Source organism: Bacillus salacetis (assembly GCF_003581585.1).
Taxonomy (GTDB): Bacteria; Bacillota; Bacilli; order Bacillales; family Bacillaceae_B; genus Rossellomorea; species Rossellomorea salacetis.
This window is the reverse complement of sequence record NZ_QXIR01000004.1, coordinates 1-24927: the sequence shown is the minus strand read 5'-3', so window position 1 is coordinate 24927 and position 24927 is coordinate 1. Positions and strand designations below refer to the sequence as shown.

The 24927-nt window shown below is 42.1% G+C and carries 35 protein-coding genes; 7 read left to right on the top strand and 28 right to left on the bottom strand.

Annotation, left to right across the window (positions count from 1 at the left end):
* Nucleotides 1-44: 44 nt before the first annotated feature.
* The 20 genes from D3H55_RS04300 to D3H55_RS04220 all read right to left on the bottom strand — a co-directional run bounded on the left by D3H55_RS04300 (nt 45) and on the right by D3H55_RS04220 (nt 10705).
* Nucleotides 45-893, bottom strand: a complete 849-nt coding sequence (locus D3H55_RS04300) for an STAS domain-containing protein (protein ID WP_119545687.1) — start codon at nt 891-893, stop codon at nt 45-47.
* A gap of 212 nt (nt 894-1105) precedes the next feature.
* Complete coding sequence (locus tag D3H55_RS04295) at nt 1106-1501, bottom strand: VOC family protein (protein WP_119545686.1); 396 nt, start codon at nt 1499-1501, stop codon at nt 1106-1108.
* The gene (locus D3H55_RS24850; protein ID WP_276310202.1) at nt 1486-1899 is read right to left on the bottom strand and encodes a 2'-5' RNA ligase family protein; all 414 of its coding nucleotides are present in this window, start codon (nt 1897-1899) and stop codon (nt 1486-1488) included. Before D3H55_RS24850 ends, D3H55_RS04295 begins: the two co-directional genes overlap by 16 nt.
* Before the next feature lie 6 nt (nt 1900-1905).
* A complete protein-coding gene (locus D3H55_RS24845; protein ID WP_240628478.1) occupies nt 1906-2046 on the bottom strand; it encodes a hypothetical protein in 141 nt (46 codons plus the stop codon).
* An 18-nt stretch (nt 2047-2064) separates the two neighbouring features.
* Complete coding sequence (locus D3H55_RS24015) at nt 2065-2211, bottom strand: hypothetical protein (protein WP_168412960.1); 147 nt, start codon at nt 2209-2211, stop codon at nt 2065-2067.
* Nucleotides 2212-2298: 87 nt separating this feature from the next.
* The gene (locus tag D3H55_RS04285; protein ID WP_119545685.1) at nt 2299-2841 is read right to left on the bottom strand and encodes a GNAT family N-acetyltransferase; all 543 of its coding nucleotides are present in this window, start codon (nt 2839-2841) and stop codon (nt 2299-2301) included.
* Between the two features lie 80 nt (nt 2842-2921).
* Complete coding sequence (locus tag D3H55_RS04280; protein WP_119545684.1) at nt 2922-3482, bottom strand: GNAT family N-acetyltransferase; 561 nt, start codon at nt 3480-3482, stop codon at nt 2922-2924.
* A complete protein-coding gene (locus D3H55_RS04275) occupies nt 3475-4044 on the bottom strand; it encodes a 2'-5' RNA ligase family protein (RefSeq protein ID WP_119545683.1) in 570 nt (189 codons plus the stop codon). The genes D3H55_RS04280 and D3H55_RS04275 overlap by 8 nt, the downstream gene beginning before the upstream one ends.
* A 230-nt stretch (nt 4045-4274) precedes the next feature.
* On the bottom strand, nt 4275-4736 hold the full coding sequence (locus D3H55_RS04270; RefSeq protein WP_119545682.1) for a GNAT family N-acetyltransferase: 462 nt from the start codon (nt 4734-4736) through the stop codon (nt 4275-4277).
* Nucleotides 4733-5149: an NUDIX hydrolase gene (locus tag D3H55_RS04265; protein ID WP_168412959.1), complete on the bottom strand. Its 417-nt coding sequence runs from the start codon at nt 5147-5149 to the stop codon at nt 4733-4735. The genes D3H55_RS04270 and D3H55_RS04265 overlap by 4 nt, the downstream gene beginning before the upstream one ends.
* 21 nt (nt 5150-5170) lie before the next feature.
* Complete coding sequence (locus D3H55_RS04260) at nt 5171-5536, bottom strand: cupin domain-containing protein (RefSeq protein ID WP_119545680.1); 366 nt, start codon at nt 5534-5536, stop codon at nt 5171-5173.
* 19 nt (nt 5537-5555) lie between these two features.
* On the bottom strand, nt 5556-5726 hold the full coding sequence (locus tag D3H55_RS24010) for a hypothetical protein (RefSeq protein WP_168412958.1): 171 nt from the start codon (nt 5724-5726) through the stop codon (nt 5556-5558).
* Between the two features lie 225 nt (nt 5727-5951).
* Nucleotides 5952-6971 carry a serine hydrolase domain-containing protein gene (locus D3H55_RS04255; protein ID WP_119545679.1) on the bottom strand — a complete coding sequence of 340 codons (1020 nt, stop codon included), beginning with the start codon at nt 6969-6971 and terminating at the stop codon, nt 5952-5954.
* A 23-nt stretch (nt 6972-6994) separates the two neighbouring features.
* Nucleotides 6995-7429, bottom strand: coding sequence for a hypothetical protein (locus D3H55_RS04250; RefSeq protein ID WP_119545678.1), 435 nt, complete (start codon nt 7427-7429; stop codon nt 6995-6997).
* 118 nt (nt 7430-7547) lie between these two features.
* Nucleotides 7548-7775 carry a hypothetical protein gene (locus tag D3H55_RS04245; RefSeq protein ID WP_119545677.1) on the bottom strand — a complete coding sequence of 76 codons (228 nt, stop codon included), beginning with the start codon at nt 7773-7775 and terminating at the stop codon, nt 7548-7550.
* Between the two features lie 317 nt (nt 7776-8092).
* Complete coding sequence (locus D3H55_RS04240) at nt 8093-8524, bottom strand: DUF1801 domain-containing protein (RefSeq protein WP_119545676.1); 432 nt, start codon at nt 8522-8524, stop codon at nt 8093-8095.
* A gap of 138 nt (nt 8525-8662) precedes the next feature.
* Nucleotides 8663-9187, bottom strand: coding sequence for a histidine phosphatase family protein (locus D3H55_RS04235; protein ID WP_119545675.1), 525 nt, complete (start codon nt 9185-9187; stop codon nt 8663-8665).
* Entirely contained in the window at nt 9184-9696 is a 513-nt protein-coding gene (locus D3H55_RS04230) for a GNAT family N-acetyltransferase (RefSeq protein WP_119545674.1), read from the bottom strand. Before D3H55_RS04230 ends, D3H55_RS04235 begins: the two co-directional genes overlap by 4 nt.
* 6 nt (nt 9697-9702) lie before the next feature.
* Nucleotides 9703-9882 (bottom strand): hypothetical protein, encoded by a 180-nt coding sequence (locus D3H55_RS04225; RefSeq protein WP_119545673.1) that lies wholly within the window; start codon nt 9880-9882, stop codon nt 9703-9705.
* 16 nt (nt 9883-9898) lie between these two features.
* A complete protein-coding gene (locus D3H55_RS04220) occupies nt 9899-10705 on the bottom strand; it encodes an alpha/beta fold hydrolase (protein WP_119545672.1) in 807 nt (268 codons plus the stop codon).
* Between the two features lie 291 nt (nt 10706-10996).
* On the opposite strand from D3H55_RS04220, the gene D3H55_RS04215 reads away from it, so the two are divergent.
* The 3 genes from D3H55_RS04215 (at nt 10997) to D3H55_RS04205 (ending at nt 12734) form a co-directional block, all read left to right on the top strand.
* Nucleotides 10997-11446 (top strand): OsmC family protein, encoded by a 450-nt coding sequence (locus D3H55_RS04215; protein WP_119545671.1) that lies wholly within the window; start codon nt 10997-10999, stop codon nt 11444-11446.
* Nucleotides 11447-11541: 95 nt separating this feature from the next.
* Nucleotides 11542-11916 carry an SET domain-containing protein gene (locus tag D3H55_RS04210; RefSeq protein WP_119545670.1) on the top strand — a complete coding sequence of 125 codons (375 nt, stop codon included), beginning with the start codon at nt 11542-11544 and terminating at the stop codon, nt 11914-11916.
* Nucleotides 11917-12155: 239 nt separating this feature from the next.
* A complete protein-coding gene (locus D3H55_RS04205; protein WP_119545669.1) occupies nt 12156-12734 on the top strand; it encodes a VanZ family protein in 579 nt (192 codons plus the stop codon).
* Nucleotides 12735-12776: 42 nt separating this feature from the next.
* On the opposite strand, the gene D3H55_RS04200 is transcribed toward D3H55_RS04205, so the two are convergent.
* The 5 genes from D3H55_RS04200 to D3H55_RS04180 form a co-directional block, all read right to left on the bottom strand.
* Nucleotides 12777-13319: a hypothetical protein gene (locus D3H55_RS04200; protein ID WP_420808731.1), complete on the bottom strand. Its 543-nt coding sequence runs from the start codon at nt 13317-13319 to the stop codon at nt 12777-12779.
* 13 nt (nt 13320-13332) lie between these two features.
* Nucleotides 13333-14100, bottom strand: coding sequence for a nucleotidyltransferase domain-containing protein (locus D3H55_RS04195; protein ID WP_119545667.1), 768 nt, complete (start codon nt 14098-14100; stop codon nt 13333-13335).
* Between the two features lie 12 nt (nt 14101-14112).
* A complete protein-coding gene (locus D3H55_RS04190) occupies nt 14113-15246 on the bottom strand; it encodes a M20 family metallopeptidase (protein WP_119545666.1) in 1134 nt (377 codons plus the stop codon).
* A 120-nt stretch (nt 15247-15366) separates the two neighbouring features.
* Nucleotides 15367-16614: a M24 family metallopeptidase gene (locus tag D3H55_RS04185; protein WP_119545665.1), complete on the bottom strand. Its 1248-nt coding sequence runs from the start codon at nt 16612-16614 to the stop codon at nt 15367-15369.
* A gap of 104 nt (nt 16615-16718) precedes the next feature.
* On the bottom strand, nt 16719-17909 hold the full coding sequence (locus D3H55_RS04180) for a cation:proton antiporter (RefSeq protein WP_119545664.1): 1191 nt from the start codon (nt 17907-17909) through the stop codon (nt 16719-16721).
* Between the two features lie 154 nt (nt 17910-18063).
* Between D3H55_RS04180 and D3H55_RS04175 the strand changes: the two genes are divergently transcribed.
* A complete protein-coding gene (locus D3H55_RS04175; RefSeq protein WP_119545663.1) occupies nt 18064-18312 on the top strand; it encodes a YbyB family protein in 249 nt (82 codons plus the stop codon).
* Between the two features lie 229 nt (nt 18313-18541).
* Here D3H55_RS04175 and D3H55_RS04170 read toward each other — a convergent pair whose 3' ends face one another.
* The 3 genes from D3H55_RS04170 to ltaE all read right to left on the bottom strand — a co-directional run bounded on the left by D3H55_RS04170 (nt 18542) and on the right by ltaE (nt 21674).
* Nucleotides 18542-19537 carry a zinc-binding dehydrogenase gene (locus D3H55_RS04170; protein WP_119545662.1) on the bottom strand — a complete coding sequence of 332 codons (996 nt, stop codon included), beginning with the start codon at nt 19535-19537 and terminating at the stop codon, nt 18542-18544.
* Nucleotides 19538-19740: 203 nt separating this feature from the next.
* Nucleotides 19741-20157, bottom strand: a complete 417-nt coding sequence (locus D3H55_RS04165) for a sporulation protein (protein WP_119545661.1) — start codon at nt 20155-20157, stop codon at nt 19741-19743.
* Between the two features lie 494 nt (nt 20158-20651).
* Entirely contained in the window at nt 20652-21674 is a 1023-nt protein-coding gene (ltaE, locus tag D3H55_RS04160; RefSeq protein ID WP_119545660.1) for a low-specificity L-threonine aldolase, read from the bottom strand.
* Between the two features lie 495 nt (nt 21675-22169).
* On the opposite strand from ltaE, the gene D3H55_RS04155 reads away from it, so the two are divergent.
* The 3 genes from D3H55_RS04155 to D3H55_RS04150 all read left to right on the top strand — a co-directional run bounded on the left by D3H55_RS04155 (nt 22170) and on the right by D3H55_RS04150 (nt 24917).
* Nucleotides 22170-23426: a helix-turn-helix transcriptional regulator gene (locus D3H55_RS04155; RefSeq protein WP_119545659.1), complete on the top strand. Its 1257-nt coding sequence runs from the start codon at nt 22170-22172 to the stop codon at nt 23424-23426.
* A 13-nt stretch (nt 23427-23439) separates the two neighbouring features.
* A complete protein-coding gene (locus D3H55_RS25160) occupies nt 23440-23568 on the top strand; it encodes a hypothetical protein (RefSeq protein WP_276310201.1) in 129 nt (42 codons plus the stop codon).
* Nucleotides 23569-23684: 116 nt separating this feature from the next.
* The gene (locus D3H55_RS04150; RefSeq protein ID WP_119545658.1) at nt 23685-24917 is read left to right on the top strand and encodes an aminopeptidase; all 1233 of its coding nucleotides are present in this window, start codon (nt 23685-23687) and stop codon (nt 24915-24917) included.
* Nucleotides 24918-24927 lie beyond the last annotated feature (10 nt).

Here is a 24927-nt window from a genome sequence, read left to right as displayed (position 1 = left end):
CTAAAAAAAAGAGCCGATTATCTAATCAGCTCTGCTTCCTTTTCCTATTGATAATGTCCGTTATCCAACACCAAATGTTCCGTTAATGTCTGCTGTAATGTGCCTTTTGTTGCCACTTCACTGTCAAAAGATACACCCGCATTAATCATTTTTCTGACCAAATCCACCCGGAGCCCTGTCAGGACGGGTTTGCATCCCATCATTTGAATACCGTTAAGGATCTTTTCGAATTGTACGATGACATCCAGTTCCATTTCAGCAATTCCGGATAGATCAATGATAAGTGTTTGTATCCTCATATTACCTATGCCCACCAGCACCTTCTCTTCCAGTGTGTTGATGCGATATGTATCCATCATCCCAATCAGCGGCAGTACCGCAATAGAACTGTTAATAGGGATAATGGGAACAGATAAGTTCTCGACAAGCTGCCTTTGAGACATAAGCTGCTGATCTTTGTAATCAGAATAACTGATGAAAAAAGTATTGAGGAACTGATCGACACGGTCATTGATTCTCTTTTCCATATCGAAGAATTTTTTCCTTTTAAATTCTTCCTCGCCATTCAATTTGTCATACTGATAAAGGAAGTACCATAAAGTCCTTCTGATCGCATGAACCCATTCGAGCTTGAAAGCAACTGTAAGGGAATGCTGCGCCCAGGCAATCCCCTCGATCTTTGCAAATTCCACTAATTCATCTTCCATATTCCTGGCAATGTAGAGAGCGAGCCTCTCTGCATTTTTCAATAGATCGATATTCCCTTTTTCCAATATGTCATTGATTTTATTTCGTACAGTTACTGCTTCAGAAAGAAGTTTTTCTTTAAAATTTTCCCGGTTGGCAGAAATGAATCCCGCAATATCCTCTTTATTAATGAATTCTGTCCCCATAAAGAATACCCTCCTAAAGATTTCGATATAATATTCATTCTTTATTTTGAATAAAAATCCTTCAAAATTTGTTCATATCCTTGCTTTATGTATAAGAATAGTCCACTCAGTCCTTGCACTCCACCTCCGGGCCTCAAAGTCCCACTAGATTTACCCTCATCTGTGACGAGGTAAACCTGAATGTTGAATTTATTCCTTACTTGGTGGTATTCCTAGTTGTTTGAACCCGGAGCCGCAAGCTCAACCTTCATTCTGTCTGGATCTTCAAAGAATACCGCATAATAATCTTTTCCTCCTGCAAAAGGATGTTTATCAGGATAGAGGATTTTCACTCCCTTGTTCTTCAGTTTGTCTGTCATTTGATCCACCTGCTCACGGGATTCTGCATGAAAGGCAAGGTGATTCAGCCCCACCCGGCAGCGATGGTAGGGGATATCCATGAACCGTTCTTCAGTTTGGACAAACACTAAATAGGTTTCTTTCATTTTCCAGCTTCGCCCATCGTCCCATTCCTGATGGAGATGATAACCGATTTCTTCCAGAAACCATCCCCAGAACTCACTCGACTTCTTTATATTTGATACATAAAGTTCTACATGATGGAGCAATTGTCTGCCTCCTTTAAACTTGTACTATGTATGACAGGTGCTGCGCTTCCCTGGACCTTGATCAAGGCTATCTTTGTAATTTCCCCTGAGAGGGGGTGGATTCTATTGATGCAATATGAATATGCCTCGGCTAATTCCCGCGAAGAAAGCCTGTTGGCAATTGTACAATGAGGGACCCATTGGCCGGGTAAATAAAAAGGAGATGAAGAATTTCCATACCCTTGAAGCACCTGGTGGTGTTTACAATGCAGCTCATATAATTCCGTTGTCATGACAGGAGATAGATAGAGTGCACCAGATTCAAAAAAGGATCCAACCGAATTGAAGCTGATCTTAATGGGTTTCATGTATTTATACAAATCTTCCAGCTGCTTTGCAAAAGAAGTTTCATCCTCTATATGATTTTAGCCTGCCAATGTAATATGAGGAATTCTGTCGATTACTTCTTCAGCATAAAAGGAAATCTCCTTTTCACGTAAACCCTGCCAAATGTTTCTTACAAGGGTATCAGTTTTTTCATCAAATAAAGCAATTACAGCATACAACTATTTCACCTCCCAACTTCAGGAACAACATGTAACTGCTTTATTCAGGCCGCTTTCCCTGATCAGGACATTTCCTTCATCATCCAGCCTATATTCTATGCCATCATCTTTCAGTCTTTTTATGGCTGAATCAGTCAGTTCAGAACTCTGTTCGGAAACATCCACCCAAATGGTATAACGGGCATTTCTTTCTGCATCCTCCCGGCAGGATAATCAGAAGCAGCAAAAGTAAAGCGTTTGTGCCTGGAAGTTTCATATTCCTGCCCACTCGTTTTCCAATATGGAATAAAGGCGGGAATCTCTCCAGCCATCATTAATTTTCAGGTGATCTCTCAACGTGCCTTCTCTTTGCATCCCTGATTTTTCCATCACCCTGATTGAAGCTTCATTATCAGGATGGCACTTAGCATAAATCCGATGAAGCTTTAATTCCTTGAACCCAAATCCAATCATCAATCCTGCCGCTTCGGCCGCAAATCCCATACCCCAATATTCCGGATTGATTATATAGCCGATTTCACCTGATTGATTGTGAAAGTCTCTTATATTAATCTCCGCTGCACCTATCAAACGGCTATCTGTTTGTATTGTAATCCCCAAAATAAACCGTGATCGAGGAGAAGCTACAGCATCCTCAAGTGCAACAGATAGGAAACGCTTTGTTTCTTCTTCTGTATTGGGTCCCCACTCCTGAAAGCGGCTTGCCTTTTCTTGAGAGGCATAGTCATGGATATCCTGCCAATCTGATTCTCTCAGCTCCCGCAAAATGATTCTGTCGCCGCTTATTTTCTTCATAACTGTCTCATCCTTTTCATTCAAAGTGCTCACGTGACAGGGAGAGCGGGATTGTAAATGTATTCAAAGCCAGCGTTGATTCAGCACTCTGTTCCAGCGAGCACAGCCCATTCCTTCCTCAGCATTCCATAAATGAACCGGTTATGATAAAGCCCATTCAAAAACTCAAAGTCCCTGATCAGGCCTTCCCTCTTAAAACCAAGGCGCTCAGCAACAGCTATACTCCTTGCGTTCTGCTCGGACATATTGATTTCCACCTTGTTTAATTCCAAGCCTTCAAATGCATGATTAACGAAGCATACGCAGGATTTAGTTACAAGCCCGTTCCCTTCAAATCCCCTTCCCAGCCAATACCCGATTTCGGTTTTTCGTGCCGATGGGTCCATATATAAATAACCAATTGCGCCTGCCAGTTCATCCTTTAACCATATGCCGGCCCAAAAACCGTGATCGTTTTCAAACCTTGTTAAAGAACGTTCTATAAATAACCTTGAATCCTCTATTGTTCTGGTCTTATGAGGGAAAGACAGCCACTTGCCAAGGATTTCACGGTTATCATCAACAAGCTGAAACAATTCAGGTGCATGATAAGGCTGGAATAGGGAAATACGGATTTCACCATCCAAAATGAAATCAACCATGCTTGTTTCCAGCTTTTTTTAAAGGAATGGAATATACAACGGGGGCTTCAATTTGTCCCTCATCCACTTCAGCCAATTGTATCAGGGCAATTTCCTTGATTACCCCTTTTATAAGATCATTCTTTTTCAAGCAGTACTGAAACGCTACGGCCAGCTCTTCTTCGGTCAATTTATTTGCCAGTGTACAGTGAGGAATCCATTCACCCGGAACATAAACATCGTTGGCTGCAGGGGTGTCTTCTTTAAAGAATTCATAATGGGAAGCATGCAGATCCAAGAGTTCCGTTGAAACAGTAGGAGAGAAAAAAAGAGTTCCGTAGTTCAGAAATGATCCTACCGTATTAAAACAAATCTTCACTTCTTCTTTATCATTATAGAATTCCTTCATACCCTCTATGAATTGTTGCTTATCGATCTCTTTATAGCTCGCCAGTGTAATATGCGGCCTGCCATTTTTTATCTCATCTGCGTAGAAAGAGATGGACTCTTCCCGCAATTCATTCCATAAATTTTTGATTAATTGTTCCGTTTCATCATCAAATAATGCTGCAACCCAATACATCAAACTGCTCCTTTATTTCCATTTTGGCTTTGGCTCTTTTCGTAAACTTTGCTGCTATTCAATATAAATATCAAATATTATCCTGGTAGTTCGCCGTAAAACCCCCGGTGAGCAGGAAAGGAAAGAGCTGATCGTGCTTTTTCGAGAGTAAAACCTTTGAAATCCCAAAGCAACAATATATGCGAAAACAGCCTTGGCTTTTAACTGCCATGTCTAAATGGGTACCTTCCCTAATCCAGCTCCTTTTGAAACATCAGCATATCCAGCGCCCGAATTCCATTCTCAATAATCGGTTCCGGATAATCCAAAAAGAAATCCCTCTTTATCTCTTTCATCCTGAAACCAGCCTTCTGGTAAAAAGCGATATTACCTATACTGGAATTCGCCGTTCCAACCAGTACCTGTTTAACACCCATTTCCTTATAATCAGACAGGGCCGTCTGTATTACTTTCTTTCCAAGTCCTTTTCCTCTATAGGCCTTCAAAAGGGCGAAATTTTTCAATTCAATGGTAGAGACGTCTATAGTAGTGAACAGGATTACACCTGAAAGTTCATCGTTGATGTGAATAGAAAACAAATCCCCATCGGCGAAATACTGCTTGACTGCCTTCTCACTTTCATCAGCAATCAATAGCAGCGGCAGGTATTCATCCTTGTCCTCAGAAGCTACAATCGTTAACGACAGTTTCATCCGTTACCAGCTCTCTCAAATACTCGCAAGGAACTTTCCATATGAGTAAATGCGTCCTTTATTCGTTCCCTGTTCCATGGATGCATAGCCTTGGGCAGCGAGTCGACTGGAAAGAATCCAATCTGCACTATCTCTTTATTCGGCAGGAACTTTCCCTCTTGCAGAATTTCTGCCCTGAACAAAAGGACGATGTCATCTTTTTCGGGTGCTGAATAAACACCGACAAAGTTCACTACTTTTGCTTTATAGCCTGTTTCCTCGAAGATTTCCCTTTGAACCCCTTCTACGGGTGACTCTTTCTCGTCCAAATGTCCCCCCGGGAGTGTCCAGTTTCCGGAACCGTAATTCAATTTAACACAAAGCACTTCATCCGCTTGATTTCTCACAACAGCAAACACACCTACAGAAGGCATTCCCATCACTCCAATACACTTTCATATCCATACATCATTTTCTGCAGTCAGTTTCCCTTCTGTATCGCCTGTATTGACAACTCCTTTTGGTTCGACAAGCAGGACATGGCACTCCTTTTCTGCACAAGGCTTGTGCTCAACCCCTTTTGGGACAACATACATTTCCCCTTCATACAATTCAACCCTTCCATCCCGGAATTCAATGTTCATTTCCCCATTGATTACGATGAACACTTCATCAGTTTCTTTGTGGTCATGCCATACAAATTCCCCTTCTACTTTCACAAGCTTGAATTGATAATCATTCATTTCCGCAATCACTTTCGGTGACCAGTGTCCTGAAAACATGCTTAACTTTTCATGAAAATTTATGGGTTTCAGTTTCATTAACCACTACTCCTACATTTTATAGTTTAAACCAATACAGGAAGCTCAAAAGCAGGAAACCAGACATGAATATCAAAGATGTGTGTAATTTCGTCAATCCTTTGGAAGGTGTTTTGGTACCCTTGAAATAGAAGAGAAATCCACCTATGAGGAAAACAAAATATCCGGTTATCTTAAAGACCAGTTCCATTGGAAGCCTCCTTGAAAAAGACTGTTTTCGCATATATTGTGCTTTCGGAAAAATCCCAGGTGCCGGATTTTCCCCTTGTAGTCAAAGGTTTTACTCTCGGAAAAGAACGAACAGCTCTTTTCTTTCCTTATCAGGGGGTTTTTGCGACGATATACCAGGAGATAAGTTGAAATTTATATTGAATAGCAACAAAGTTTACGAAAAGAGCCTTGAAAAATCATTCCATTACTTATAAAGGTGTTCTTCTATTGCTTTCATTATCGAATAAGCACCGCTGCTGAAATTGGATAGTACGGCAGTTTTGACTTTTGTTTCAGGATAATAAGCTGAATGGAAGGACACTCCCGGATCATATCCCATCACGTGGTACTTAAGGTTGCTTTCATTATTGCTGTTGATCCAGATGCCAAAACCATAGTGAACTCCCTCTTTCACCATGATATGGGGAGTCAGCAGGATGTTTGTCGTTTCCTTGCTTAACAGTCTGTTGTCCAGCAACGCCTCCCAGAACCTCACCATGTCCCCGGCCGTAATATAGGCTCCTCCGTCCGGACCTCCTTTTATCGGAATTGAATATATGTTGGTTTTGAACTGTCCTGCTTCCGTTTCTTCATAACCGTATGCTGTGTTTTCAGGCAGACTATCCATTGAAAAGTATCCGGAATCACTCATCCCTGCTCTTTTAAAAATGTTCTGATTCACATAGTCTGTAAAAGGTATTCGTGCAAGCTGCTCAACAACAAGCCCTAAAATGATGTAACCGGCATTGTTGTAATGTAACCTCTCGCCGGGGATGCTTTTCATCGGCTTATCTCTGAACATCGGAAGAAAATCGGAAGGATTTTGCAAGAGGTACATAGGTGTTTCTTTCCACAACTGTGCAAAGTCATCCATCACCTCTTCATCAAAATAATCCGGTATACCGGAAGAATGCGTAAGCAGCTGCTGAATCGTGATGTCTGCATCCCATTTTGGGAATTCTAAATCCAGGCAATCCTTCAACTTGGTATCAAAGCTCAGTAACCCCTCGTCTGCCAACTGAGCAACTGCGACTGCTGTGAAAATTTTGCATCCAGAGGCAATCCCATAACGAGTATCCTTTCTATTGGCTCTTTTCTCCATTCTATCTGCAAACCCCGCTGCCTCCTCATACACGACTTCGTTGTCCCGCTTAACCAGGATGGTTCCGGAAAATTGTCCGCTGAGGATCATTTCTTCTATTTCTTTGAATTGGTTACTTATCATTACTGCCAACACCTTTTTTGAAATTAGTAATATTTTTCCAGAAGCATATAATCCTTGGACTTTTTGATTTGAACGTCATGGGCGGAGGCAAAGCCGTCCAGCTTGGCAAAAATCTGTGTTGGTTCATTTTCAATCACCTTAATGTTCATGCCACTTTTTATCTTGATTACAGCTTTCTTTTTTGTCCAATCGGTCCTTTTGAAAATCACTGATTGTATCTGTCCAGCCGCAATCGTTCTTTTGTACAATCGGAAAGATAAGAAAAACACTCTGTAATCCAGCTTGTCGTCCTTCACGTGCAGTTGAAATTTCATCCCCAGTGACATCACCAACACAACCATCAGGATCCACAAAATCGCATCAAGAAGATTATTTTCAGAAACAATATCTGAACCTATAAACAAAAATAGAATTGCCAGCAATGCGGGATGAGCTTTTTCGATTCGTGTATATGTCATGTTATTTATTCCTTTCATAAAATCTTTGGAACCTGTCCTAAGAAGGATAGGTTTAATGAATATTAAGTTTTAAGTTCATCACCTAAGACTATTCCTATCGAATCAAAGGATTATTTAGTTAATTTGTTTCACCTTCTTCTTCAAGCCGTTCAAGTTCTTCCTCGATTTCTTCATTAGAGATGACAGGAGGAAGGACTTTTCCAGGCACACCAAAATACTCCTGAATGACCTTTCCGGTCTTGGAATTATCTATGCCTTTCCTGACACCCGGTTCAATAACAAGGTAAAGAATATATAGCATCAATATGAAAAGAGCGATTCCCATCATTATGAATAAGATTTCCATTTCTTCACCTCAAACCGTTGTATAATTCAGAATTTTACCATAAACTGCTGGATTTTTGGAGATTAAAGGAAAAATCAGTTTATAAGGCAGATTTGCTTCTAAAATTAATAAAAGGTTGTTTTCTGAAAAATGCCAGTTGCCGGATTTCCCCCCTGTATTCCAAGGTTTTACCCTCGAAAATGAAAGATCAGCTCTTTTCTTTCCTGCTCACCGGGGTTTTTAAGACGGTTTGCCAGGAGTTTATTTGAAATTTATATTGAATAGCAAAAAAGTTTACGAAAAGAGCCTATTAAAAAAATGCACCCATAAAGGATGCATTAGTCAGTACCTGCCTCAGGGTACGTCTCCCGGAGGAATTTGACAGATTGAAGAATCAATTGTTTTAAAACATCTTCGTCAATATCTGCCAGCTTATTGATATACACACAGGCTTTTCCGGAGGAGTGCTTTCCGAATTGTTGAAGGAGCTTTTCCCTGTCCGGATCTCCCGTTGCAAAATACAGGCTGATTTTGGCTTTTCTCGGAGAGAATCCTACGAGCGGCGCATCTCCTTCATGCCCCGTTTTGTATATATAATGGTAAGAGCCAAAGCCTATGATGCTTGGCCCCCACATTTTCGCCTGATAACCTGTTGTTTCCGTGAAGATATCCAGCAATTTATAAGCATCTTCCTTCTTCCTGTCATTTTCGACGGCTTCGATAAATTCCACCACATCACTATCGTTTTCCTTCGTTTTAAGCTTGTACAATGACATTCACTCCTTTTTTCTTTTTTTGTTCTTCGTCCCTGGTACTTCTCCTATTATAATGGTTTCTTTTTAAACAGTGATCTAATCAGCAGACATCCTATGGTCATCGCAATATATGGTTTCCCTGCAAAATAACTGTCAATATGAATATGTCTTGTAATCCCCATTATCTGAGGACCACCTCAGGATATTCCTATCTTCCGGAATTCCATTAAAATAGGCCCCAATCGCGCCTGTCGTGCATCGATGCCCTGATATGAAAATGTCGGGAGTCTTTCCATTAAGATTCTCTTTCAGCTCTGTTAAAAAATCATATATACGTGCTATAAATTCTTCTGACCTCTCCACTCCATGATATATAGAGGCATCAGGTAGCATCCCCTTCAGCTTCGCTTCCTCTTTCCTCAGTCCATCCGCTTCCCCTAAATCGAAAACATCAAGCCTCTTTTCAATTATCGGGACCGATCCGGCTGCAATTTCCGCCGTTTCTATAGCTCTCTGTTGAGGTGAAGAGAATACCAGATCGAATTTGATATGCCCTAACCGGGATTTCAAGTGTTCTGCCTGTTGTTTTCCGGCAAAATTGAGCGGCTTGCCATTCCTTCCCTGAAGCCTTCCCTCTTCATTCCACTTTGTCTGTCCATGCCTTACAACATAAATCATGACTTTCCTCCAGGATGCTGACTATTTATCTTCAATGCCATTCTCAGCATCAACGATCGATGGCCAAATAAATCATCTTCAAATTTCGAAAGCTGTTGAAACCCCTTTTTTTGATAAAAGGCAATTCCTTTTACGTTTTCTTCTTCCACATTGATGAAGATTTGTTGTATTCCCGCAATGGACTTTATTCCCTTCTCAAGAAGCCTTGTTCCCAAACCTCTTCCCTGGATTTCCGGCAAGAGATAGATGGCACCCAATTCGATATCCCCCTCGGCTTTCACAGGCGAAAAATTGGCAAAGCCTTTGATTCCGCCATCCACTTCCACCACAAATAAGGAGGATGTTTCCAGGCGTTTATTCATCATCTCTATACCGTAAGCAGCTTCAAGGAACCGCTTTTGTATTTCCCTGGGGATGATGCCTTGGTATGTATCATTCCAGCTTATGTCCGCCACCTTCTGTACTGCTTCAATATCATTTGCAGCCATATCCCTGATCAACGCTTCCATAACTTTTCATCCCCTTATCCGCTTTCTTTTTCCCCCGTTAATTTCCCAGCTTTCCGGTAAGGAGCTTCCAGGCTGCCAAGTGGGTTCATGGCTTTCAGTGGAGACCTTTCTGTCGAAAATCTGAATACAGCATTCCGACACCCTTTCCTCCCCTGCAGCTGCCATGATCCGGAACACAGCATTCATGATGTCCACCCCTTTATCACAGATTGTCCAGCCAGTCTTTAATAAGGGTGCTTACTATATCACTTTTCTCCATTGTCAGCATATGTCCTGCACCCTCTATCACATGAAATGCTGAATCATTGAATTTTTTATACAACTCGAATTGATCTTCATACCCGCATACCGCATCATGTCTGCCAAGAAGAAAAAGCGCTGGAACCGGTATGGACTCAAGGTCAGCAAAAGGTTCATTTTTAAAAAAATATTCTGTTTCCCGCCAATTGGAGGAAAGAAATCCTCTGTCTGCTAGCTGTCTTCCCGGCTGAATTTCGGACATGAAACGTTCTGCCATGGATTGTGTCTGGATGGTAAACAATGTTTCAAATGCCGTTCTCAGTTCCTCGTCCATAGCTGCCAGGAATTTATCATCGCGTTTCAAAACCACTTTGTCTGGCAGATTACCTGTGCGTAAATGCACTGCCGGAACGATCAGAGCGATTCCTTTCACCCTGTCCATGATGTCATTCAATAACCCCTGGGCAATATAAGCGCCATACGACATCCCGACAAGATAAAAATCCTCTTCTCCAAGGGTTTTGTTTATAAATTCCATCAGACTCTCTTTCGCTTCTTCTGTTCCTCTATATTGTTCATTGATTGAACTGCATCCATGTGCCGGCAGATCGACATAGATTCTTTTTTTGCTGAGTACTTCAGTAAAAATGCGCTCCAGCCACGCCTCCATAGATGTGTGGTCTGTCCCCATAGAGTGAAGGATGATGAAAGGGACTCCCTCTCCGATCTCCTTGTAGTTGATGCTACAGAATTCAACATTACATTCCATTCGAATTCCTCTGCTTTCTTGAAAAGATAAGTATTCTATACTTGCCGGGGATCACCCGGGTTACGCCCTGGTTTGCGTGTTGAACAAGCTGAAATCTGCAGAGCAGTTTCCCTTTCAATATGCACCTGGCAATTTAAGCCTTGTTCACATGATGGTTACATTTTTTTATAATGCGCGCGCTAAATTGACTCCAAAAGGCAATATTAATTCAATTCGACTTCCATTCTATTTTTCCTCCTCCCTTTCATTCTGCTAGAATGGGGATACACGATTATCAGAGGAGGAAAATCAATGGCAGAACATCACTTTCACTTGAAGGCAAACTGGCCGGGTTTGCGAAATGATATAGGAAATATTGAAACAGCGAATATGAAAACGGCCATCTCCATCCCAAAAGAAATGGAAGGGCCCGGGATCGGAACCAATCCTGATGAAATGCTGCTTGGTGCAGCCTCAACCTGCTTCATCATCACACTTGCCGCTATGATGGAAAGAAGCGGGCTCGAGAAAATGGATCTTTCCTTGGAATCAGAAGGGATCGTTGATGTCACCAAGGGTGTCATCACTTATAAAAAGATCATTCACCGCCCACTTATCACCCTAAAAAAAGATGCGACGGAGAAAGATGCCGCCCTTGCTGATAAACTGGCAGAAAAGGCAGAAGCATCATGCATGATCACACGTGCGATCAAAGGGAATGTTGAAGTGGAATTGCAGGCTGAAGTGGTAAAAGCTGTGTGATAACCACAGCCGCCCGATTAAAGGGTTGCATTCTTACCTGTGAACTGACAAACTTAAGAAGCAAGACTGACTTATACAGAATAGCAGGTGATGACATGATCGAAGTACGAACGTCCAAAGTAAGTGATGGTGAATTAAATAGAGGAGTATTTGCTACACGGGATATTAAAAAGGGGGAACTGATTCACGAAGCTCCTGTCCTCCCCTATCCAAACAAGGAACATGTATTCATAGAAAAGACCCTTCTGGCTGATTATGCTTTTGAATACGGAATAAATCACAGTGCCATGCTTCTTGGATATGGAATGCTCTTTAATCATTCCTATGACCCAAATGCCCGCTATGAGATCAATTTTCCCAACTTCACATTTGACTTCTATGCCTTTAAAGATATAAAAGCCGGCGAGGAAATTATGATCAACTACAACGGTGAAGAAGATGACCAGGAACCTCTTTGGTTCGATAAGTAATACTGTATATTAAAAGGGTGTTTTCGCATATAGTGTTGTTTTCGGAAATAATCCTAAGTTCCGGATTTTTCCCCAGTATTCAATTTTTCGAAAAGAGCCTAAAAAAATCCCTGATATTTGCAGGTTTCTAACCTTGTGTCAGGGCTTTTTCTTATATTTTGACGCTATATCAGGTCCTAGAGATCTGGCCTACAGATAAAAAATATACTAAAGCAACCTTTTACTTCAATGGAGGATTCATGAAAAAGAGTCTTATGATTTCACAGATCTTGTTTGTTTTATTATCCCCGGTATGGCTGAAGCTGACAGAATACCTTCATTCAATAGTAGTGGCAGTCGTTTGGTTCTGTTATACCTTTTCAGCCCTATTTATTATCTGCCTGGTCAAACAGCTGACGGTCTCCTTTCAGAGAAGGGTTTTACATGTCCTGACTTCTGTATATGCCGCAGGTTTACTGGTACTCTTATTCTTTAGGCCAAACGGACAGCGCTATGAAAGTTATAGTCTTTCACCTTTTGAAACGATTTCCTTTTATTTTTCAGGGGAAGTGGATTTCCTTATCGCTTTCTACAACCTTGCTGCAAATATCGGCCTCTTTGTCCCATTCGGGCTTTATTACGTATATACAGCACGGCACCCTTCTGCAGTGAAACTTCTTGCCTTCTCGTTAACAGGTATCACCATGATAGAAATTATGCAGTTCATCACCCATCGGGGGAGCTTGGATATCGATGACCTAATGTTGAACACCATAGGGGTCCTGCTGGGGTATATGATCTTCCCTGTTTTTCAAAAGGTTTTTAAACTTAAAGACTGAATAGGCGGATGCCTTTGCAGCAACCGCCTATTCTATCTCATATTATGTATTTTTCCAGATACCTTCATATTTCTTCAGGTACTTTTTATCTTTTTCCATCTTGATCAGTTTAAGAGCTTCAACTTTGATGCTCTCTTCCTTTGTCTCTTTATATAATTCCCTCATGCCAATAAGGATATCATTTCGGATTAATGTATGATTCTTTTCTTCCATGCAATTTTTATACCTGTCTATGAGCCGGTTCAACACCATCTTTCTTTGCTCACGGCCAGCCATCCCAACTCTCCAAATCGATTGAAGCACATGTCGCGCAGTGACAAATTTACGATCTCTCGTCACTTCCCATACATCTGAAAAATCATTCAGCATCCTCTCCTCCGGATCGCTGATGGCAAGTTGTGAAAGGAATTGGGCCGCTCTGGAACGTTTGTGGGCATCTTTGCTAGAGAGATCTTCCTTAAGTCCATCCCACACTTCATAAGCCCAGGGTACAGGGTACTTTGTCTTTTCCATAAGTCCCTGATAAGCGTCATATTGCTCACTCTTATCCTCAGAATTCAGCTTTTCAAATAGTGCTGCAGTCATGGTGTCCATCGAGTCAGTCCTTTTCCCTTTTTATTATTGTCCTGAAAACTTCATTCATTGATGTAAATGGAACTTTCGGGGTTTCTTGAAATAAGGGAGGTTCCTTTAAAAGCCTGTCCATTTCGCTATTGATAAAAACCTGAAGTGACAAAAGTCTTCCAGAAAGTTCCACACAACCCTCCTTTTTCAGATCTGTCAGCTTGACTGCTTCTTCAAAGACAAGGGGATCCTCTATTGTATGCTCAGCCAGAGTCCGAAAAGTGATTGGCGGGAAGGATCTGTTATCCTGTATCCATACACAGCTAAGCAGGCCCCTCAATAAATGAAGCGTCAGTTTAATAGACTTCCCTTCTTTCTTCTTCCATTTCATCCAATTCGATTTTGACATTTTAAGATAATGGTAATAGCAGGATGCGGGAGAAAACGTTTGTTCTTTCAATCGCATGATCTGTTGGCAGAATTCCTGGTCAGCCATTATTCTATCCTCCGTATGCAGCCATTCCAGCAAGGCGGGATTCGACTTCTTGAGAAGATATAGAGCTTTCTTGATGTCCCACCCGCTTAGCTCCAGCTCTCCTCCAGCCTTTTTCTCAATGACATCCTTTTTCTTCTCAAGCGATAAGTACCAATCCAATGGCTGCCTATAGATGAACCTGATGTCATAATCGCTTTCAGGTGAAGGAAACCCCCATGCTCTGCTCCCTGCCTGGACAGCGTAGAGAATTTCCACGTTGTGTGCTTGCTCCACCTCTACTAATTCCTTCAGGATCCGCTTTTCCATCAGACTGCCACCTCACTCTGAAAGATTTTCAATCACCTTAGCTAAAAGAAGGGTCCGTTCAAAAAGGGAAGATATTTCAAGATATTCTTTTTCACTATGGGCATTGCCGCCGACTGGTCCCATGCCATCAATGGTAGCCACACCTGCAGCCGAGGTAAAGGAAGCATCCGATCCCCCTCCCGTGGAAGTATCTGTGATTTCAATTCCCAGTTCGTCACCAACGGAGATGATCCGTTTCAATAACTGCTTATTCCGTTTATTTTTCTCCATTGGAGGACGATTGATTTCACCCTCAAGTGTAATTTCAGTTCCCGGGACATCCGTTCTGGAACAGATCTCTTCCATTTTTTCTTCAACTGAAGTCGCCTGGTCTGTTTCTGAGATCCGTATTTCCATTTGAGCAGTTGCATGATCGGAAACCGTATTGACGGAAGATCCCCCTTCAATCAAGCCCACATTCACGCTGATGCCATTTTCATGGTCATTCAATTCGTGGAGCTGTATGACTTTATGTGCGAGCTCTTCAATGGCACTTCTCCCTTTTTCAGGCTCGATACCTGAATGGGCGGCTCTGCCGGTCACATTCAGCGTATAATTCCCTTTTCCTCTTCTCGAAGAAACAAGGGAACCATCCTTCCTTGCGGGTTCCATGATCAATGCATATTTTTTTCCGATCGATGCCTTGGAAATGAGGTTTTTAGAAGAAGGTGAACCGATCTCCTCATCACTGTTTAAGATGATTTGTACATTTTTCCAATGAACAGACCCTTCTTCTTTCAAGGCTTTCAATGCATACAGAAGGGTGACAAGGCTTGATTTCATATCAATGACCCCGGGGCCATATGCTTTATCCTCTTCCATCCTGAAAGGCCGTTCTAATGCTGTGCCTTTGGGAAAGACTGTATCCATGTGTGCTAAGATCAACACTTCAGGATCTGACGCATCTCTATGTTGTATGATTAAATGATTGCCATATTTTATCTGGGGAATTACATCAATGGTATACCCCGCCTCTTCATACTTTCTCTTTAACAGAGATCCAATCTTGTCAATGCCGGGTTTGTTCCCTGACCCGCTGTCTATATTCACCAGTGTCTCAATCAGTTTCAGCATTTCGATTTGCTTATTCTTAATATATTCTTCCACTTTACTCTCTCCCGCTTTCTACAAAAAACAATTAGTATCCATTATACCATTATGCACATCGGGAACGAATTGATTTCCATAATAAGAATATATTCAAAAGATTGGACCTGCATACTCCGTTTACTTGATCAGGTAAAATTCTTTCTGCCTGCGTGCCATATATCTCGCTTTACCATTACTGAAGGATATGGGTTCTTCCAAGTAAATCGGTATGTCATGATTCCACTCGGGAATAAATGCACGGATGTTGAATTCAAGCGCATAGCAGGTATTATTCCGTATAGAGATCTCTCCCCTTCCTTGTATTTCCTGCTGTTTATCATATAAGCCAACCAACGGCCCTGCGCCATGACAGTGGACACCCAGCGGATGGGAATAAAGCATAGCCTCGATTTTCTCTTTTTTTGCATTTCTGATGCTTTCGGTGAAAACTTGATTGCCGCTCTTTCCTTCTTGAAAGGTCTCTGTCACTATATCTTCGAATCTTAAGGCCTTTCCAAAAGCTGAGGAAAGACTCTCCGGGGCTTTGCTTTCCCCGCTTTTCAAGACATATGCGAGCTGCTGGGTGTCTGTTGCAAGGCCGAGATAATGAATTCCAAAATCGAGATGCACAATGTCCCCTGGAAGTATGACTGTATCCACAAGCCGGTCCGCCTCAGCACCCTCTCTTTGTATATCAACAGTTGGATAAAAGGATGTCTTGAGCCCCATGTCCAAAACTGTCTGCCTTATCCAATCCACTACCTCTTTCACAGATGTCACTCCTGGATGCACCACCTTGTTTGAAAGAGCATGCTGCCCGATTTCCCTTGCAAGTTCACAAATATGCGGATAAGCTGTCAACTCCAGCGGACTCCTTATTTGCAGCCAATCAGTCAATAATGGTTCGGAACTGACCAATTTACAGTCCCTCCCGATTTCCTCCTGCAATTTTTCAAACAGGCCAACCGTCAAACCATCACATACAGCGTGCATTCCTCCTGCATTTACAGCGACCTGATCTGGTCTTTCTTTTTGAATTATTCTGGCAGCACACTCCCATTGCGTCTCGTCTGTATCGTTCAAGGCATTTTGATAGTAAGGCTGAAACGCAGGATCAGGATGGATGACCAATCGTTCCACACCGCCTCCCTCCAGCTTGTGAAAAATTAGCATCGTCAGCCTCCTTGAACTATCAACGGCTGCCGGAAAGAATGTACCGATAACTGGATCTTCGTTATATTCACGGCCAATCAGAATCCACATATCGATCCCATGATCCTCCATCAGCATCGGCAGGATTGTCTCCAGCCGTTCCTTAAGTACTCTATCTGCGAACCGCTCTCTATCTTTTAACGGCAGCACTTTTGAGAAAAATTTATTATCCATGTTTCTGCCCCCTTTTCTTTACTTTTCTCTTTTTTGTCTCCGTTTCCTTTATTATTGATGATGGATCTGCTTATCCAAGGGAAAAGCCGGCCGACCGGCCGGCTTTATTTGTTCTGTTTTGAGAACCAGCAGGATATAGGATACACCAGCGGGCTTTGGATAATAAGAGACAAAATGATGGCTCCATATGTCAGGGATAGAATCGTATCAGCCTGGCCGGAGCTTTCTGAAGCGAGACCTAATAGCAGCGCGACTGACATGGTTCCTTTTATTCCTGACCATGTGATCAACGAAATATCGTCCCAAAGGAATTCTTTCCGCCACTTTCCAAACATTTTCATTATTCCTGCCAAAACGATGAACCGGACAATCAAGGAAAGACCAAAGATGATGAAGATAAACCCGATATTCTGAAAGTCGATATGCTTCATGAATTCAATTCCAATCAACAGGAATAGAATGGACAGGATACTCGGTTGGATGACTTCCCAAAAGGAATCCAAATAACTGCGGTAGTCCTTTTCCTTATGGGTGGTTTCAAGCTTCCAGGAAAGAATGATTCCGGCAGAAACCGATGCAAGGACACCTGAAATACCAAGATGTTCCGCAGTGTAGAAGCTTCCGTATGCAAGGACAATGCTCAGCATCACCTGATACTGCCGGTGATGGGTGAAATGATAAATTCTGCTGACCCCCCAGCCAAAAGCGGTCCCTATCAGCACCCCGCCAAATGATACCAGCAAAAATTCCCCAAGGGCCGGAAACAGGTCGAATTGCTTATCCGACAAATAAAGGTTGGAAATGACAGTGAAAAGGACCACACTTGTACCATCATTCAGCATAGATTCCCCTTCCACTACATCTGCAATTTTGGGATTGTTGGATGATTTCTTCAGAATGGAAACCACTGAGACAGGATCGGTAGGCGTCAATATGGCAGCTATCAGCAAGGCTCCTATGAAGGATAAAGAAACCAAGCCGACAAAATAAATGGATGCTCCCAATATTAACACTGTCAAAATCAGACCAAGAGTGCTGAGCACGATGATTACACCGCTGTTTTTCTTCAAACCGCCGATTTTGATCTGGTAAGCGGAGATGAAAAGCAATGCAGGAAGAAATACATTAAAGATCATATCTTTCGTAATGGCTATCGGAGAAAAATAGGGGATGAAGGACAATCCAATGCCTATCAGCAGCAGGACCATCGGAACAGGGAAGTTCCTTTGTTTTTTATCGATAGTGAAGACGATGTACCCGATGAATAGTAAAATGAAAACATGTGTGTAACCCATGGCATTCCCTCCAATATTATAACTAATATTCCTTTTTCCTTCTCATCCGCTGATTAAACGTAGCTAAGTGAGGCTATGTTTACTTCTGGGATAGAGGGGTAAAAAACAATAATATCAGGAAAATTCAATTATTTTCAGCAAGGAGGAAAAGGGTATGAGTATTAGGAAAACTTTATTAATGAGTGCTGCCGCAGCAGGCGGGGCATACCTGAGCAAGAAAGAAAACCGTGCGAAGGTGAAAGGCATGATTGGTAACCTGAGGGATCAATGGAAGAATGGAAGCAAAGACAGCGGATCATTCGAAAAAGCAGGCAATCCCCACCCGCATGACGTTGAGGATAACACCATGGTCAGCGAAGGCGCCCAAACTTCAGTTCATTATTATAATTCAACTGTCCAATAAGCCAGCCCTTATAAAAATGAAAAAAGATCTTGCCGAACCGGCAAGATCTTTTTTCTATTGTAACAGCGATAACTTATTTAATGCATTTCTCAAAGTTGCAGTATACTTATTGTACGAGAAAGCCAGAATCAAGTCCCTCTTTTCTGCATGACAGGCTGGACGATGCACCTGCAACCCCTTTGCTTTACAAGATTTGATCCAGGCCGCGCCTGTATTATCATGACTTTGATTACTCTGAAACCCGGAATGCAATCTTTCCAAGGTTTTCACTATTTTTCAATTTATCAAATGCTATTTCAAACTCATCCAGTTCAAACACACTGTCCAGTACAGGTTTGATGTTATGCCTTTCAATAAAATCAAGCATTTCCTTGAATTCTTCTGTGCTTCCCATAGTGGAGCCAAGCAAATTTAACTGGCCGTAAAAAAAGTGGCGGATATCAATTTCCACTATATCATCCGTTGTCGCACCAAATGTGGCAACAGTGCCGCCTTTTCTGACAATTTGCAGTGATTTTTCAAAAGTGGCTCTCCCTATACTTTCAATTACAATATCGACAGTTTCATCTTTGAGTTCTTCATTCCAGTCACTGGTCGTGGAAATAGCCAGGTCAGCCCCGAATTCCATTGCCTTCTTCTGCTTGTCTTGACTGCGTGAGGTTACGATTGTTCTTGCACCCGCAGCTTTTGCAAATTTCAGAAGGAAGGTACCGACACCACTGCCGATTCCAGGAATAAGCACTGTATCCCCTTCTTTGACTTTTGCGCGGGTGAACAGCACGCGGTAAGCGGTTAAAGCCGCCAAAGACAAAACACCAGCTTCCTCCCAATTGAGATGGGCCGGTTTTTTCTCTACATTTTCCGCAGGCAATGTAATATACTCTGCAAATGTCCCATGGCCAGGAAGCCCCACAATTTCAAACCCGGATGGAGGCGCATCAGTGTTTTTCTCCCAGCCAAGCCCCGGATTGATTATGATTTCTTCTCCTGCAGCTACATTGGTCACTCCATCTCCCGTTTGAATCACGATTCCTGCACCATCCGAACCGATAATCAAAGGAGGCTGATCTTCTTTGTGCCTGTTCAGAACCATAAGATCCCGGCGGTTCAAACCCGCAGTCATCAATTTGATTTTCACCATTCCGCTTCCGGCTTCAGGCTCCTGAAAATCTTTCAGGGAAAGTCCCTGCATTCCTTTTTTGCCTTCATGGACGATTGCCTTCATTACTTCTCCTCCTCTTTTTTCTTTGAAAAGGTTTCTATGTATGCGTTTTTTGGTTTCTTGTAAAGGCTTTATTCTTATACATCGTTGCTAGTGAATGAAACCGGAAATAATCGACTTGATATTCTTCTATACCTTTTTTAAAAGCCAGGACCGCCAATCTGGTCAAGGGTTATCAAAAAGGCGTGTTTTATTCAAACCAACCCTTATGAAAGGCTTTTCACAACCTTGATGCTGTCTTCGTCAGTCGGATTGACAGCTTGAGGGATATCCACTAAAGTCCTTAAAAACGTTTCCGTCTTGTCATCTGACAAAGGATGGTCTTTTGACAGAGAAAAATTGAAAGGAATCCGTTTTACTTCCCCTGCCTTGACCACCCCGATTTGATTCAAGGCATATCCATGCAGTTCTTTTTCATGATAAGTAAAATCACTGTCTTCCCGGTAATCCTCTGTACGGATAAAAACAGTCAGAACGATTTTATTTACATCCTGGTCTGATAATCCCCCTTCTATGATGACCTCTCCCTTGAGATCACAAGCAGGGGTCAAAGTGGTATTCTCAACAATCGTGTCCACTTTGATATTTCCAATTCCAATACTCGACAAAAAGTCCTTCCACACAGCCCGTCACCCTTCCTGAATAATTTTTTATACGCAGTGCTTTTGCAGAAAATGATACTAACTACAGGATAGAAAAGCAAGGAATACACAGGCTGTGGGGAACAATCACTGGCGTTTTGGAAGCAGAATTTGTAATACTCCACCAAAGCTCTTTTCAAGCATGGTTATCATTAAACAAGGACTTCATTAAACTGGTCATCATTCACGCGCTAAGTTTCAGTCAGTTAAAGCAGAGAACTTCTCCTTATGCCTTCAGGATTACTTAGATTAAAAATCCCCCCTGAAATAATCCTCTTATTCAAAGTATCTTTTCGTAAACTTTGTTGCTATTCAATATAAATTTCAACTAATGTCATGGTAAAAACGCCTTAAAACCCCGGTGAGCAGGAAAAAAAAGAGCTGCTCGTTCTTTTTCGAGAGTAACACCTTTGAAGAGAGGGGAAAGATCCGGCATCTGGGATTCTTTCAAATGCAACAATATATGCGAAAACAGTCTATTCAAAAGCCTCTTTTATAATAGAAATGGTCCTTTCAATATCCGCTCGGCTAATGTCATAGTGTGTGGTGAATCGAACCAATGATGGGCCAAAGGTGACAGCAAGCACTCCTTCTGCCTTAAGGTGCTCTGTGAATTGAGAGGAATTCATCCCCAGCCCGGAGACATCTGCCAAAACGATGTTAGTGTCTACTATATTGGAAATTTTCAATTTCTTCATTGAATTTATTCCTTCAGCAAGCACCCTCGCATTATCATGATCCTCCGTTAACCTCTCCCTCATGTTGTTCAATGCATACAAGCCCGGTGCGGCAATGATCCCCGCCTGCCTGAGCCCTCCTCCAAGCCTTTTCCTCCATTTCCTGGCCCCTTTGATAAATTCTTTACTGCCTGCTATCACAGAACCTACAGGGGCTCCCAGTCCTTTTGAGAGGCAGACCTGTACTGTATCAGAGTATTGAGTGTATTCTGTCAGGGGTTGGCTCTCTGCGGCAGCAGCGTTGAATAACCTTGCCCCGTCTATATGAACCGGAATACCATGTTTTTGGGCGATCGAATAAATTTCCTTCATATTGGAAGAAGGAACAATAGCACCTCCTGCCCGGTTATGAGTGTTTTCCAGGCAGATCAAACCTGTTTCCGGAAAATGCTGATCATCTTCACGGATTGCAGCTTCCACTTCTGCTGGATCCATGGCACCCCGATTACCTTTGAGGGTTCTTGGCTGTACTCCTGCAAAAGCGGAAATGGCCCCTGATTCGTAATAAAAAATATGGGATTCAGCTTCAAGGATCACTTCATTCCCCGGTGAACAATGTGTCAATACTGCAATTTGATTACCTTGTGTACCGCTGGTTACAAATAAAGCGGCTTCTTTTCCCAAGAAATCCGCAGCGGTTTCTTCAAGTTCCTGGACGGTTGGGTCTTCCCCATACACATCGTCGCCAACTTTTGCATTAAGTGCCGCCTCCCTCATTTCCTGGGTCGGCTTAGTTACGGTATCACTTCTTAAATCGATCATTCCTACACACTCCCGTCTATGTAATTGCCCCTGAAAATTCTTTAATGAAGGGATCTTTTTCGTAAGTTTCCTGCTATTAAATGGTTATTTTGAATTGGTATTCATTTTAAAACACTGTCTGCTCGTTCCTACTCCAAGAGTAACTACTTGGAATACATAAGGAAAATCCAGCTCCCGGTATTTTTCTGAAAGCAGCATTTATTGCGAAAACAGTCTTATGAAAATTATAACATTAAAAATCCCGCTCAGTCCTATAACAAAAAGACCAAGTAATCTCATCGAAAATATAATTATAGGAATATTCGGACTTTTTACCTTTTTTATATGATAATCTTAATGATATTGGGTCTTCTTCCGGAGGAAAATTTTCATCGGTTTTCTACTATTACAGGGATTCATTAAGGGGTGGTCAGCGGAATTTTCCCAAGTATCCAGATTCGTTCTAATCATGGGATTATTTTATACTATTACTATAGATAGAGAGGAGAAAAAATCGTGACGATTGGAAGCAAAATCCGTTACCATCGCATGAAGAAGAAATTAACACAAGAAGAGCTGGCAACAGGGATTCTTTCCGTCTCTTATCTTTCCAAAATTGAGAATAACCAGACTACCGCCTCCTCCGAAGTCATTGAATTACTCTGCAAACGTCTTGGGATCGCCCTTCTTCAGGAAAATGATGCTGAATTGGAAAAAGCTTTCTCGCATTGGAATAAAGCTCTTTTAAGGAATGATCACAAAGAGGCGAAACGCCTTTATGACCAGGTCTCCAACCATGTGGTCCATATTGATGATGTCAATTTACTCAATAGCTACCATATCCTGACGATCCGCTATCATATTTTATTAAAAGATTATGAAAAACCCAAAGACATCATTCACTCCTTAGAAAGAAGCTATAAGAGTTTCTCTGACAAACTCCGGTTCTACTTCCATAAATTTGTGGGAAACTTTTACTATATTCAGGGACAATTCGAAAAAGCTAAAGACCACCTTAAAGACGCCGAACATTATTTCGTATTGGGGAGTATCGTGGACAGTGAGGAAAAAGCCGATTTATACTACCTGAAATCACTGACTCTGGTCCAGCTGAGGAAACATGCTCTCGCCATCCATTATTCCGAAGAGTCCCTGGCTCTCTATAGGAGCATGTATCATAACAAGAGGTGTGCGGAAATCCATTTGCTCCTGGGTGTATGTTACAGAAGGATCCAGAATGTAAGGGAGGCTATCACCCACTATGAATGGGCAAATGAAATCAGCAAGAACATTGATTATCCCTTGTTAAGGGGGAATGTCGAGCAGAACCTCGGTTATCTCAAGTCAATGGACAACAGGACAGAAGAAGCCATCTCCCATTATCTTAAAAGCCTGCAATTCAAGTATGATGACCAGAACAGTAAATTGACGACAATTCTTGCACTGGTCAAAGAATACTATAAACTGAAACGATTCGATGACGTCATGAAGTGGCTGAATGAAGGAATTCATCTATCTCAGCAGCAGAAGAATAAGGAAAAATATTATGAGTTTCGAATCTATGAATATGCAGCAGAAAAACTTGATGAGGAATTTGAACAATTCATGAAAACCGAAGCCCTTCCCTATTTTGAATCTACAGGGAACCCTCATCTTCTGGCCCAGTATTCTAAATTTCTTGGTAACTATTATCAGGAAATTAGAAAATATAAATATGCAGCACATTATCTCACCAAGGCTAATGTGGCATATGAAAAAATCATAGGATTATAGGAGGAGATTTAAAATGAAAAAAATCAAGAGAATCACTATTGCCGCACTGGTACTTATCGCCCTTGGAGCTGCAGGAACATCTGTCAGCGCACAGGAAGAAGACCTGCCGCCGCCGAACGGTTCCCCAGCTTTGACTGAATAACAGATTAAAAGCGCCCTCACACCCCTTATGGGTTGAGGGCGCTTTCATTTAAATGGTAAATTCACAGATCCCGTAGTATATTTATCTTGTAAGCTACTTATAAGGGGGATTACTTAATGGCTTCAAAAGAGACAAAATTAGAGAGATATGCCGATTTACTGATCAGGGTGGGAATCAACCTTCAGGAAGGGCAGACACTTATCATCAACGCACCAATCACTGAAGCTGGCTTTGTAGCTCAGCTGACGGAAAAAGCTTATGATGCCGGCGCCAGTAATGTCATGGTTGAATATTCGGATGAAAAACTGACCAGGCTGAAAATGGAGAAAGCCCCTGAAGAAGGATTAAAGAATTACCCTCAATGGAAGGCAAACGGATTAGTCGAAATGGCTAAAAACAACGCGGCTGTCCTTAATCTGGCAGCCCCTAATCCGACGCTGCTGAAGGGAATTGACGCAAAGCGCATCGCCATGGCGAATAAAGCAAGCGGTGAAGCATTCAGGGAGTATCAGCCTTTCATCACAGGCGGGCGCATCAGCTGGCTGATTGCTGCCGTCCCTACTAAATCATGGGCCAAGACTGTATTCCCGGATCTTTCTGAGAAAGAAGCTGTTGACGAACTTTGGGAGAAGATTTTCTATACAACCAGAGTCGACCAGGAAAATCCAGTCCAGCTGTGGGAAAAACATATTGAAAACATGACAAAGAATGCCGACCACCTTAATGACAGGGGATTCAGAAAGCTTCATTATAAAGGTCCGGGTACTGATTTCTCCGTGAACCTTCATCCAAAAAGCAAGTGGATATGCGCCCAGTTCACAAATGATCAAGGCGTCAACTTTGTTCCAAACCTTCCAACTGAAGAAGTATTCACAATTCCAGTCCGGGATAGTGTGAACGGAACAGTCAGCAGTACCAAGCCACTCAACTACAGTGGAAACCTTATCAATAATTTCAGCCTGACATTCAAAGATGGAAAAGTGATGGAATTCAGTGCTGAAGAGGGCTATGAAACACTGAGGGAATTGCTTGAAACGGACGAAGGCTCATCCTTCCTCGGAGAGCTTGCCCTTGTTCCGCACAACTCCCCTATCTCAAATACGGATATCATTTTCAACAATACATTATTTGATGAAAATGCTTCCTGTCATATTGCTCTTGGAAATGCTCTTTCCATCTGTGTTGAAAATGGAAAGGATATGAGCAGGGAAGAATTAAAGGAAATCGGATTTAATGAGAGCCTGGCACATGTCGATTTCATGATCGGATCTGAGCAGCTGAATATTGATGGCGAACGCGAAGATGGATCGATGGAACCGATCTTCCGCAACGGAAACTGGGCTTTCTAAAAACCAAGCT